Annotated in this window: 10 protein-coding genes; 2 read left to right on the plus strand and 8 right to left on the minus strand. The window is 66.9% G+C overall.

What is annotated here, in order from left to right; genetic code table 11:
• Window positions 1-3 precede the first annotated feature (3 nt).
• Both dapD and dapE read left to right on the plus strand, forming a co-directional pair.
• Window positions 4-858 (plus strand): 2,3,4,5-tetrahydropyridine-2,6-dicarboxylate N-succinyltransferase, encoded by an 855-nt coding sequence (gene dapD / locus ACYQ4T_RS12880; protein ID WP_459854574.1) that lies wholly within the window; start codon window positions 4-6, stop codon window positions 856-858.
• 3 nt (window positions 859-861) lie between these two features.
• The gene (gene dapE, locus ACYQ4T_RS12885) at window positions 862-2,004 is read left to right on the plus strand and encodes a succinyl-diaminopimelate desuccinylase (RefSeq protein ID WP_459854576.1); all 1,143 of its coding nucleotides are present in this window, start codon (window positions 862-864) and stop codon (window positions 2,002-2,004) included.
• Here the strand turns inward: dapE and ACYQ4T_RS12890 are convergent.
• The 8 genes from ACYQ4T_RS12890 to ACYQ4T_RS12925 all read right to left on the minus strand — a co-directional run bounded on the left by ACYQ4T_RS12890 (window position 1,961) and on the right by ACYQ4T_RS12925 (window position 12,196).
• Window positions 1,961-3,238, minus strand: a complete 1,278-nt coding sequence (locus tag ACYQ4T_RS12890) for an AI-2E family transporter (RefSeq protein ID WP_459854579.1) — start codon at window positions 3,236-3,238, stop codon at window positions 1,961-1,963. The genes dapE and ACYQ4T_RS12890 overlap by 44 nt on opposite strands.
• Window positions 3,239-3,257: 19 nt before the next feature.
• The gene (locus tag ACYQ4T_RS12895; RefSeq protein WP_459854581.1) at window positions 3,258-3,482 is read right to left on the minus strand and encodes a hypothetical protein; all 225 of its coding nucleotides are present in this window, start codon (window positions 3,480-3,482) and stop codon (window positions 3,258-3,260) included.
• A gap of 24 nt (window positions 3,483-3,506) precedes the next feature.
• Entirely contained in the window at window positions 3,507-4,637 is a 1,131-nt protein-coding gene (locus ACYQ4T_RS12900; protein WP_459854584.1) for a DNA topoisomerase IB, read from the minus strand.
• Between the two features lie 91 nt (window positions 4,638-4,728).
• The gene (locus ACYQ4T_RS12905) at window positions 4,729-5,628 is read right to left on the minus strand and encodes an ABC transporter permease (RefSeq protein WP_459854586.1); all 900 of its coding nucleotides are present in this window, start codon (window positions 5,626-5,628) and stop codon (window positions 4,729-4,731) included.
• Complete coding sequence (locus ACYQ4T_RS12910; protein ID WP_459854588.1) at window positions 5,621-6,703, minus strand: ABC transporter permease; 1,083 nt, start codon at window positions 6,701-6,703, stop codon at window positions 5,621-5,623. The genes ACYQ4T_RS12905 and ACYQ4T_RS12910 overlap by 8 nt, the downstream gene beginning before the upstream one ends.
• Window positions 6,700-8,223 carry an ABC transporter ATP-binding protein gene (locus ACYQ4T_RS12915; protein ID WP_459854591.1) on the minus strand — a complete coding sequence of 508 codons (1,524 nt, stop codon included), beginning with the start codon at window positions 8,221-8,223 and terminating at the stop codon, window positions 6,700-6,702. The genes ACYQ4T_RS12910 and ACYQ4T_RS12915 overlap by 4 nt, the downstream gene beginning before the upstream one ends.
• A gap of 70 nt (window positions 8,224-8,293) precedes the next feature.
• Window positions 8,294-9,331 (minus strand): BMP family protein, encoded by a 1,038-nt coding sequence (locus ACYQ4T_RS12920; protein ID WP_459854593.1) that lies wholly within the window; start codon window positions 9,329-9,331, stop codon window positions 8,294-8,296.
• 102 nt (window positions 9,332-9,433) lie between these two features.
• The gene (locus ACYQ4T_RS12925; RefSeq protein WP_459854596.1) at window positions 9,434-12,196 is read right to left on the minus strand and encodes a diguanylate cyclase domain-containing protein; all 2,763 of its coding nucleotides are present in this window, start codon (window positions 12,194-12,196) and stop codon (window positions 9,434-9,436) included.
• Window positions 12,197-12,299 lie beyond the last annotated feature (103 nt).

Genomic DNA, 12,299 nt, shown 5'->3' on the forward strand with positions numbered 1-12,299 from the left:
AGCATGGATATCGGGGGATTGCAGGCGGCGATCGACGCCGGCTGGGAGAACCGCACCAAGATCAACGCCCAGACCAAAGGCGAGACGCGCGACGCGGTCGACACCGCGCTGGAGCTCCTCGACCGCGGCGCCGTGCGCGTGGCGGAGAAGAAAGAGGGCAAGTGGGAGACCAACCAGTGGCTGAAGAAAGCCGTGCTGCTCTCCTTCCGCCTGAATGATTCCGAGCTCATTCCCGGCGGCGGCGACTTCCCGGAAGGCCGCTCCGCCTGGTTCGACAAGGTGCCCTCGAAATTCGCCGGCTGGGGCCAGAACCGCTTCGTCGAAGCGGGCTTCCGCGCCGTGCCGAACTGCGTGGTGCGCAAGAGCGCCTATATCGCCCCCGGCGTCGTCCTGATGCCGAGCTTCGTCAATGTCGGCGCCTATGTCGATTCCGGCACCATGGTCGATACCTGGGTGACGATCGGCTCCTGCGCCCAGATCGGCAAGAACTGCCACATCTCCGGCGGCGTCGGCATCGGCGGCGTGCTGGAGCCGCTGCAGGCCGGCCCGGTCATCATCGGCGACAACTGCTTCGTCGGCGCCCGCTCCGAGGTGGTCGAGGGCGTGGTGGTCGAGGACGGCGCCGTCATCTCGATGGGCGTCTTCATCGGCCAGACCACCAAGATCGTCGACCGCGCCACCGGCGAGGTCTTCTACGGCCGCGTCCCGGCCTATTCGGTGGTGGTCTCCGGCTCGCTGCCGGGCAAGCCGCTGCCGAACGGCGAGCCAGGGCCCAGCCTCTATTGCGCGGTGATCGTGAAGCGGGTCGATGAGAAGACCCGCTCCAAGACCTCGATCAACGAATTGCTGCGCGACTAAATCATGATCGACCCGGTCGCCCTCGCCGCCGAGCTGATCCGCCGCCCGAGCGTGACCCCGCAGGACGCGGGCGCGCTCGGCGTGCTGGAAAGCGCGCTGAAACCGCTCGGCTTCGAATGCCACCGGCTGAAATTCGACGACCCCGCCGGCCCGCCGGTCGAGAACCTGTTCGCCAAGAAGGCGATCGGCACCGGCAGGCATTTCTGCTTTGCCGGCCATACCGACGTCGTGCCGCCCGGACCGCGCGAGAACTGGGCGCAGGACCCCTTCTCCGGCACGGTCGCCGACGGCCGGCTTTACGGCCGGGGGGCCGCCGACATGAAGGGCGCCATCGCCGCCTTCGCCGCGGCGAGCGACCGCTTCCTGGCGAAGCGGGAATTCGGTTTCCAGGGCGCGATCTCGCTGCTCATCACCGGCGACGAAGAGGGTGTCGCGGTCAACGGCACCAAGCCGGTGCTGGAATGGATGCAGAAGAAGGGCGAGAAGCTCGATGCCTGCCTGGTCGGCGAACCGACCAACCCGACCGTGCTGGGCGAGATGGCGAAGATCGGCCGGCGCGGCAGCATGACCGGCCGGCTCACCGTCTACGGCATCCAGGGCCACGTCGCCTATCCGCATCTCGCCGAGAACGCGGTGCACCGCCTGGGCCGGATGATCGCGCTGCTGACCGAGCCCCTGGACAAGGGCACCGAGCATTTCCCGGCCTCGACCCTGCAATTCACCACGGTCGATGTCGGCAACCCGACCACCAACGTCATTCCGGCCGAGGCGCGCGCCACCTTCAATGTGCGCTTCAACGACACCTGGAACCCGAAGAGCCTGGAGACCGAAATCCGCCAGCGCCTGTCGCTGGGCGGCGCCCGCTACGAGCTCAAGGTCGAATGTTCGGGCGGCGCCTTCGTGACGCCGCCGGGCCCGCTGGCCGAGATGCTTTCCAACGCGGTGCAGGAGATCACCGGGCGCAAACCGGAATTGTCCACCACCGGCGGCACCTCGGACGCGCGCTTCATCAAGGACTATTGCCCGGTGATCGAGTTCGGCTTGACCGGCGAGACCATGCACAAGATCGACGAGAACGTCGCCACCGCCGACATCGAGAAGCTCAGTCGGGTTTATGAGCGGGTGCTGGAGCGCTTCTTCGCGTAAGCCGCGCCACGTAGCGCGCCGCCGCCCCTTCTTCCTCGCCCTCCAGGAAGTGGCCGAAGGCCATCAGCGGCTTGATCCGGTCGCAGATGATCTTGACGATCGCCAGCATCGGCACCGCGAGCACCGCGCCCGGCACGCCCCACATCCAGTACCAGAAGACGATCGAGATGATCACGGCCACCGGGTTCATGGTGAAGCGCCGCGCCAGCAGGGCGGGCGTCACCAGCTCGCCCTCGATCATATGGATCAACAGGTATAGGCCGGCCGGCAGCAGCGACAGCCCCAGCGTCGGGAAGTGCATGAAGCCGGCCAGGATCAGCAGGCCCATGCCGGTGATCGGGCCGATGATCGGCACGAAATTGAGGATGAAGGCGAGCGCCCCCCAGAGCATCGGATCGCCGACGCCGCAGAGCCAGACCGCCAGCCCGACGGCGATGCCGACGATCGCGTTCATGCTGATGATGGTGAGCAGGTAGACCGAGATGTCGGCTTCGACCTGCTGCGAGATCTCGACCGCGCGGCGCTTGTGCTCGAAATTCGGCAGGATCTCGACGCCGCGCCGCAGGAAGGTGTCGCCCGACAGCATCAGGAAGAAGAGAATGATGCCGGTGGTGAGCAGGCCCTCGATCGCCGCGCGCGTCCCGCTGAAGATGAAGCCAAACACGCCGATCTTCTCGATGGCGACCGGGTTCTCGCCGTTGCCGCCGCCGGCCACCTCCTGCGCCTTGGCGAGGAAGGCCTGCAGATCGCTGATCGGCCCCTGCAGGAAGCGCAGCCGCTCTTCCAGCCGCGGCAGGCCCTGGGTGATCGCCTCCGCCAGGGAGGCCGCCGGCATCGAGAGCAGGAAGCCGAGCGCGACCAGCACGGCGGCGAGCACCAGCATCGCCGCCACCGCGCCGACGGCCCGCGGCATCTTCCACCGACCCAGCATCCGGACCAGCGGCTGCAGCATCATCTTCAGCACGACGGCCATGACGAAGGGCACGATGACCGCCTGCGCGAAAAAGCAGGCAACCAGGACCGCCAGCGCGAACAACCCGCCGAGATAGATCGTCTTCGGGTCGGTCGGCAGCGGCTTCTCGGCGTTCGCGAAGGCCTCAGCCGTCGTTTCCGGCTTCTTCTCCTCCACTTCGGGCACGCACTCGGCCGGCAGGTTCACCGGCACGCTGCGCGGCCCGTCAGTCTCGGGGACAAGCGGATCGATAGGAAGCGATGATGCCGCGCTTTGGGCCATCGCACGCGGCTCCGCTCGGTCAGGCGCGGCGCCGGCGCGACATGAACACCAGCGCGCCGCCGGCGATCACCGCGATGACGCCGGCGATGTCGGGCACGCGGACCGAATGCTCCTTCTCCGCGGTCGCGACGATCGGGCCGACCTCGAGCACCTTCTCCTCGGTGGTGTAGCTGAAGCGCGGAATCACCAGCCCGGCAATGCCGAGGACGATCAGAATGACGCCGACGATAGCGAGCGGTTTCATGCAGACTCTCCCGTTGTAAAATGCCTACGCCGCCTTGCGCGGCGCGAGCGATGCCTTGAGCTTGTCGGTCCCAACCCGCCCCGATAGGGACAACTTCAGCCGCCGCTCCAGCAGCGCGAGCACGGCAGCCTCCTCGGGCCTCAATCCCTGCAGCTTGCGGGAGAGCTCGTGGTGGATCTTGTCCTTGATGTTGATGGCGAGATCCCCGGCCAGATAACCGTTGATGATCTCGGGGTGGATGTAGCATTTGCGGCAGATCGTGACGGTATTGCCGAGCCGGGTCGCCACGCTCTCGATCGCGGCCTTCAGGTTCCGCTTGGCCTTGGCCTGGCTATCGATCTCGCTGAATTCCTGCAGCGCCACCGCCGCCAGCACCGTCCCGGCCCAGGTACGGAAATCCTTGGCGGTGATGTCTTTACCGGCGATCTCGCGCAGGTAGGCGTTGACGTCCGACGAGGTGACGCCCTGCCGCTGGCCCTCGGCGTCGAGATACTGGAACAGCTGCTGGCCGGGAAGCTCCTGGCAGGTGCGCACGATCTTCGCGACCCGGCGGTCGTTGACCTGCAGGCGCCAGGTCTTGCCGCTCTTGCCGAGGAACTGGAAGCGGAGCGCCGAGCCCTCGATCCTCACATGCGGGTTCTTCAACGTGGTGAGGCCATAGCTCTTGTTCTGCTTGGCATATTCGCCGTTGCCGACGCGGATCAGCGTGGTCTCCAGGAGATGCACGATGGTGGCGAGCACGCATTCGCGGCTCAAATCCTTGCGCGCCATATGCTCCGCCACGGTCGCGCGGAGCTTCGGCAGCACCGCGGCGAAGTCGAGCATATGCTCGTACTTGCCGTCCTCGCGGATGGCACGGAAATCGGCGTGATAGCGGTATTGCTTGCGACCGCGGGCATCGCGGCCGGTCGCCTGGATGTGACCTTCCGCGTCGGGGCAGATCCAGACTTCGGTCCAGGCCGGCGGCACCGCCAGGGCCCGGATCCGCTTCAGGGTCTTCGGGTCCTTGACCGGCTTGCCGTCCGCGTCGAGATAGCGAAAGCCCTTGCCTGCGCCCTTGCGGCGGATGCCCGGCTGCTCGTCGCTGGCATAGCGCAGCCCGGCGGACTTCGCCGCCTGCCGCGCTTCGACCACCAGGGGAGAGGACCCGTCCATGGGGGAAGCAAACCGCTGCCCCCATGAAGGTTCCCCACCGATTCGGAGGGAAGTTCCAGACTTTCAGCGAACGCAGGCGCTTAAGCGGCCTTCAGCGCTCTTCCTTGCGGAAGGGAATGAGCAGGGCGGCGGGCGCATGGGCGTTGCGCGAGACCAGGGCCATGGCGAGGATCGTCATCACGAAAGGCAGCATCAGGAAGATCTCGTAGGGAATCTGCAGCACGTTGTGCGCCTGCAATCTGAGTTGCAGGGCCTCGATCATCGCGAACAGCACCACGCCGCCGGCACAGCGCCAGGGCATCCACTGCCCGAACACCACCAGAGCAATACAGACCCAGCCCCGGCCCGAGATGACGCCGAAGGTGAAGGCGTTGAATTGCGACAGCGTGAGGAAGGCGCCGCCCACGCCCATCAGCGCACCCGAAATCACCAGGGCCTGGATCCGCATCGACCAGACGCTGACGCCGGCGGTATCCGCCGCCCGCGGATTCTCGCCGACCGTCCTGAGGTTCAAGCCCCAGCGCGTCTTATGCAAAGCCCACCAGGTCACCGGCACCGACAGGAGTGCGAGATAGGTAAGCGCCGTCTGGTCGAACAGCACCGGTTGAAAGGCCACGACGCTGGGCGGGATCGCCGGCTGGCCGAAGATCATGCGGTAGAAGAAGAAGGCGAGGCCGCTCGCCAGCAAGGTGGTACCGATGCCGGAGACGTGCTGGCTGACGCCCAGCACCACGGTCAGGAGCGCCATCAGCAGGCCGACCAGCGCCCCGGTCGCCAGCGCCGCGCCGACGCCGAGCCAGAGGCTGCCGCTGAAATAGGCCGCGGTGAATCCGGTCATCGCGCCCAGCAGCATCGTTCCCTCGATGCCTAGGTTGAGCACGCCGGAGCGCTCGGCATAGAGCTCGCCCATGGTGGCGAGCAGCAGCGGCGTCGCGATCCGCAGCAAGGCCGCGAGGAAGCCGAGATCGATCATGGAAGCGAAACTATCCATGCGCCACCCCCGGCTTGGTTCCTGGGCGCACGATCCGAAACCGATAGAGCGTGAACAGCCGCCCCGCCACCATGGTCAGCAGGGCGACGCCCTGGATCACGTCGGCGAGATAGACCGGCACCCCGGTCTCCCGCGACATCGCATCGGCGCCGTTCATGATAATGGCGAAGAACAAGGCGGCCGGGATCACGCCCAGCGGCTTCAGGTCGGCCAAGGTCGCGATCACGATCCCCGCATAGCCGTAACCCGAGGAAACATCCGACACGACCTGGTAGCGGATACCGCCGACCTCGCCCGCCCCGGCGAGGCCCGCCAGCGCGCCGGAGATCGCGGCGGCGCCCAGCATGACGCCGCCGACCGAGAAGCCGGCATAGGCGGCGGCTTGTGGGTTGGCGCCGACCGCCTTGATCGCGAAGCCGGTGGTGGTGCGCTCCATCAACCACCAGACGATGATGACGGCGACGATCGAGACTGCGACGCCCATATGCAGACTGTCGCCAACCAGGATGGGAAACTGCGCCGCCTCGCGAATGACCGGCGAGTTGGGATAGTTGCTGACCGGGTCCTTCCACGGCCCTTCCAGGAGGGCCATCAGCCCGTAGAGCATGATCGAATTGGCGAGCAGGGTGGTGACCACGTCATCGACCTTGAGCCGCACCTTGAGCAAGGCCGGGATCAGCGCCCAGAGCGCGCCCGCCGCCATCGCGCCCAGCAGCATCGCCGGGATCAAGGTCCATTCCGGCAGGAATTCGCGCTGGCCGATGAAGGCCGCCGCCATCGCCCCGGCGATCAGCTGGCCCTCGGCGCCGATGTTCCAGAACTTGGCCCGAAAGGCCACCGCAACCGCCAGCCCGGTCCAGATCAGCGGCGAGGCCTTCACCAAGGTGTCCTGCACGTCGTAGAGCGTCTGGAAGGTGGAGAGGAAAAGGAAGGAATAGGCCTCGAGCACGGGGGCGCCCGCCATCGCCACCAGCAGGCTGCAGAGCAGCAGCGCCAATACCACCGCGCCGATCGGCAGGGTGATCTGTATCCAGACCGGCGTTTCAGTGCGGCGTTCCAGGCGGACGCGGATCATGGCCTCTCTTCCCCCTGCACTTCCATGACCCCGGCCATCAGCAGGCCGACGCGCTCGACCGTCGCCGCCTCGATCGGTAGATCGGCCATCACCCTTCCGGCATAGAGCACCGCGATCCGGTCGGAGAGCGCGAACAGCTCCTCCAGGTCCTCGCTGATCAGCAGCACACCGCCGTTCCTGGCGCGGAGATCGAGCAGCTGCCGGTGAACGAACTCGGTCGCGCCGATGTCGATGCCCCGGGTCGGCTGCGCCGCCACCAGCAGCTTCGGCTGCATGGCGAGCTCGCGCGCCAGCAAGGCCTTCTGCAGGTTGCCGCCGCTCAGCGCGCCGGTGCGCGCCTCGGGGCCGGAGGTACGGATGTCGAAGGCCTCGATCTGGCTCGCGGCGAAGCGGCGGATCGCGCCGCGATCGAGGATGCCGTTGCGGCTGAATGGTGCCCGGGTGATCCAGGGCAAGGCCATGCTCTCTTCCAGCGGCAGGCTGGAGATCATGCCGGTGCTCAAGCGGTCCTCCGGCACGCGGCCGACCTTGAGCGCCTGCATCCGCCGCGGGCTGGGATCCAGCACCAGCTCGCCGCCGACCGCAATCGTGCCGGAGACCGGCGGCAGCACGCCGGCCACCAGGTCGGCCAGCTCGCGCTGCCCGTTGCCGGAGACGCCGGCAATGCCGAGGATCTCGCCCGCCCGGATCTCCAGCGTCACGTCCTTCAAGGCGACCCGGCCCTTGCCGCCGGTCGTCACATGCGTGAGCTCGAGCAGCGCCGGACCCGGCATCGCCTTCGGCTTTTGCGGCGGGTCGAGTTCGCGCCCGCACATCAGCCGCGCCAGCTCGGCTTTCGACAGGCTGCCGTCGTTCGTCCGCTCCGCCACCAGCGCGCCGTGCCGCATCACCGCAATCTTGTTGGTGAGCTCCAGCACTTCGCCCAATTTATGGCTGATGAAGATGACGCCGATCCCTTTCGTCGTCATCGCCTTCAAGGCGCGAAACAGGCCTTGCGCCTCGCGCGGCGTCAGGGTCGCGGTCGGTTCGTCGAGGATCAGGATGCGCGCCCCGCGGATCAGCGCCTTGGCGATCTCGACCCGCTGCTGCTCGCCGATCGAAAGCCGCGCCACCGACGCATTGGGATCGAGGTGAAGATGGAAATCCCGGTCCAGCGCCTCGAGCTCGGCGATCACCTTGCGCTTGGTGAGCGCGCCGGAGCGGCCGGGCCGCCCGACCAGCAGGTTCTCCAGTACCGTATGCTTCGGCACCAGGTGGAAATGCTGGTGCACCATGCCGATCCCGAGCTGCAGCGCATCGGCGGAATCCGCGATCGCGACGTCCTTGCCGTCGATCGCGATTGATCCGGCATCGGCCGCATAGGTGCCGAACAGGATGTTCATCAAGGTGGTCTTGCCCGCTCCGTTCTCGCCGAGCAGGCCGAGGATATCGCCCGCGGCCAGCGTGAGGTCGACGCCATGGCAAGCCGCCACCGCGCCGAAACTCTTGGAAATGCCGTGCATGCTGAGAAGAGGGGTCAAGCGACACCAACGAGAGTCCCCTCCCCCGAGATCGGGGGAGGGGAAAATGAAAAGCGTGTCGGCGAGGGAGTTAGTCCGACGGCGGCGTGTTCTCGTCCACGTTGACGCGGAAGCTGCCGTCGAGGATCGCCGCCTGCTTGTCCGCGACCAGCTTCTTCACGTCGGCCGGCAGCTTCGCATCCCAGCCGTGGAACGGCGCGAGATAGGAGCCGTGCTTGGCCATCAGCGAAAAAGCACCGAAGTCGGAGGCGGTGTAGGCGCCGGCCTGCACCTGCTTCACCGCTGCCTGCACCGTCGGCCACATGTCCCAGATCGGCCCGGTAATCACGGTGTCGGGCGCCAGCTCCGACTGGTCGGACATGTTGGAGATGGCGAGGATGCCCTTCTCCTTCGCCGCCTCGATCACGCCGAAGCGCTCGGCGTAGATCACGTCGACGCCGGCGGCGATCTGCGCCAGGGCCGCTTCCTTGGCCTTGGGCGGATCGAAGAATGAGCCGATGAAGGTGGTCTTGCGCTTGACGTTCGGGTTCGCCTCCCGGGCGCCCTGGTAGAAGGCGTTGGTCAGCCGTGCGACTTCCGGGATGTCCATGGCGGCGACGGTGCCGACCACGTTGGTCTTGGTCATCTTCCCGGCGATCAGGCCGCAGAGATAGGCGGGCTCGTGGATCCAGTTGTCGAACACGCTGAAATTGGGATCGACCGGGCCGGAGCCCGAGCCGAACACGAAGGCGACCTCTGGGAACTGCTTGGCGACCTTGCGCGCCACTTCCTCCGCGGCGAAGGCGTCGCCCATGATCAGCTGGGTGCCGCCGCGGGCATATTGCCGGAGCACGCGCTCGTAGTCGGAGGATTCGACATGCTCCGACCACTTGTAGTCGATGCCGAGCTTCTCCTTGGCCTGCATCAGCGCCACATGGATCTGGTGCACCCAGGGCTCCTCGACCGGCGTCGCGAATACCGCCGCAACCTTCAGCCCCTCCGCCGCCCTGGCCCTGCCGCCGAACGCCGTCAGCGCCGCCGCCGATGCGACGCCAGCCAAAGCCTGGCGCCGCGTCAGTCTGGAAAACTGCGCGCGCGAAATCTCGATCCGGGTTTCCGGTTTCTTCATCTGGCCTCTCCTGTCACAAGGCCGGCGGCGGGCCCGCCGGTCCGATGATGTCCCGAACGCCCCCACGGGGAGTCATCGGCGGGCATCACTTGGGGTGAAAGCTTACGAGCGGGGAAAATCTTTGTCCATACGGTCAAGGTTCTCCACAGGCGCGCCGCGTGGCGCCGCCGGCATGCGGCGGAGCGCATAGCGATCGCGCCCGGCGCCCTTGGCTTCGTAGAGCGCCAAGTCCGCCTCCTTCAGCATCGCCAGGATGGACGCCGACTGGCCGGGCGGAATGACGGCGATGCCGATGCTGGTGGAGATCGCGAACTCCTGCGCCCCGATCCGCACCGGCAGGCGCACCCGTTCCAGCAGCGATTGCGCGACGCGCTTCGCCACGTCCTCGGCCTCGGGCGCGGAGATCAGGATCACGAACTCGTCGCCGCCCTGGCGCGCGACCCGGTCCGAGGCGCGCACCACGCTGCGGATCCGCTCGGCGAAGGCCTTCAGCAGCTCGTCGCCGATGTCGTGGCCGAGCGTGTCGTTGATCTGCTTGAAGCGGTCAATGTCGAGGTAGAGCACCGCGCCGCCGCTCTCGCCGGCCTGCCAGCGCTGGGCCAGCTCCTCCATCGCCTCGGTCATGCCGCGGCGGTTCAACAGCCCGGTCAGCGAATCGGTATGCACTTCGAGGCTCAGCGCCAGTTCGCGCTTGTGGCTCTCGGTGATGTCCCAGGCGATCGCGTAGAAGCCGTCGACCTTGCCGTCGGCATCATGGCTCGGGATATAGCGCTGCTCGACAAAATGCGTGGCGCCCCGGGCGATCATCGGCCGGACGAAGGCGACCTCGTCGCCGGCCAGCGCGCGGTCGATCTGCGGCTTCACCACCTGGTAGATTTCCGGTTCGACCACGTCGTTGATCTTCTGGCCGACCAGGCTGTCCGGGTCGACGCCGAACATGTCGCGGTACTCCTTGTTGCAGTAGCGGTAGCGCTCGTCCTTGCCGACATAGGAAACCAGCGCCGGCACCGCGTCGGTAATCGCCCGCATCACACTGGAGGTGCGCTCGAGCTCCTGATGCGCGCGTTCGGTCGCCGCCTGCGCCGCCATCAGGTCTTCCAGCAGCTTCGCCAGCTCGCGCTCGCGCTGCTTCTGCTGGGTGATATCGGTGCGGATGCTGACGAAATCGCCGCCATCGGTGCGGCGATGACTGACCAGCACCCAGCGGCCGTTGGTGAAGGCACCTTCGCCGAAATAGGGCTCGCTGCTCTTGAAGCGCGTCATCCACTGCTTGACGAAGGCCTCGACCTCGGCGCTGGACGAGACCCCCGGATACTCGCCGCGCTTGGCCCCATAGCGCAGGATCTGCTCCAGCGAATTCCCCGGCAGGAAGGCCGAGGCGCTGGCCGGATAGAGTTCGAGCATGCGCTGGTTGACGAGGCGAAGCGTAAGGTCGCCGTCGAGCAGCATGAAGCCCTCGGGGATATTCTCGATCGCGTCCCGCAGCCGGGCCTCGGCCAGCTTCAGCGCGGTGATGTCGGTCCAGACCCCGACATAGCCGCCGTCGGCGGTGCGCCGCTCGATCACGCGCATCCAGCGCCCGTCGTTCCACTGGATCTCGACCGGCGTCGGCGGCGGGTTGCGGTGCACCTCCATCCGCCACTTGATCCAGTTCTCGCGGTCCAGCTCCGCGGCGACCGCGGACAGCTTGCCATAGGCGAAGGCCCGGGTCAGTTCCTCGAAAGTGTGGCCGATCGGGTTGCCGAATTCCGCCTCCTGCTCGGCGCTCATGAAGCCGGCGTTGTAGATCAGCAGCCGGTCTTCGAAATCGAACAGCGCGAAGCCGTTCTCCATCGCGTCGATCGCTTCCTTGAAGCGCCGCTCGTTACGGGCAATGGTGTTCTGCAGGACGCGTTCGGTGCTGACGTCGCGATAGACGGCGACGCCGCCATGGTCGTGGCCGCGGTCGTCGATCAGCGGCCGGCCGACCGCGGAGAGCGGGCGCGGGCCGGCCGGCGCGTCGAGGAACACGATCTCCGCCACCGTGCTGGGAATCCCGGCAACCGCCCGCACCAGCGGCAGCTCTTCCAGCGGAAACGGCGTGCCGTCGCCCTTGGCGGTGCGGGCGTAACCGACCAGGTCGCGCTTTCCGCCTTCCGTCACCGCGATGCCGGTCAGCTGCTGCGCGGCCGGATTGGAGAGCACGATCTCACCCTTGTGGTTGGCGACGACGACGGCATCGCCGATCGAGCGGAAGATGGTCTGAAACAAGGCTGCCTGCTCGCGCAGCTCGGCCTGCAGCCTGGCGTGGTCGTCCTCGTTCTGCAGCGCAAGGCCCAGGATCATCGTGCCCAAGGGCGAGACCAGCACCAGGGGGACCAGCAACGCCAGCAGCGACTGCTCCGATCCCGCGGGATTGAGCAGCGCAAAGCTCAAGGCGCCGGCGAAGACGACGGCGAGCCCCAGCGCCAGCAGGGACCAGAGGTTGATACGGAAGCCAAGCCGTGCCTTGAGCGCCATGTAGAGGAAGCCCAGCGCCACGGCGGCGACTGCCGCGACGCTACCGGCCAGCGCGCCCTGGCCGCCCAGCCACAGTCGGTAGAGAACCGTGATCGCCAGCGTGATCCCGGCCGCGATCGGGCCGCCGAACAGCACGACCAGGGAGGTCATGATGTTGCGGCCGTCGACATAGACTCCCGGCATCACCTCGATCCGGAGCGAAATGGCGAGCACGGCGCCGACGCCGAACACGATCCCGATCGCGACCGGACGCCAGCGCGCAGGCAGGAAGGCGCCCCGCGTCACGGTCGCATAGCCTCCGACCACGAGCGCGAATAGGCTCACGTTCTGCACGAGATCGAGAGTGACGGCGCTGAGAGAGACCATCTGCCTATCCGAAGCCCCAAACCGAATCAGGCTAGGAAATCAGGGTTAACGCCCGCTTAATTCAGGCCATAAGTCACAGGAAAACAAGCCTGATCCTATCGCC

The organism is Dongia sp. agr-C8, assembly GCF_054658695.1.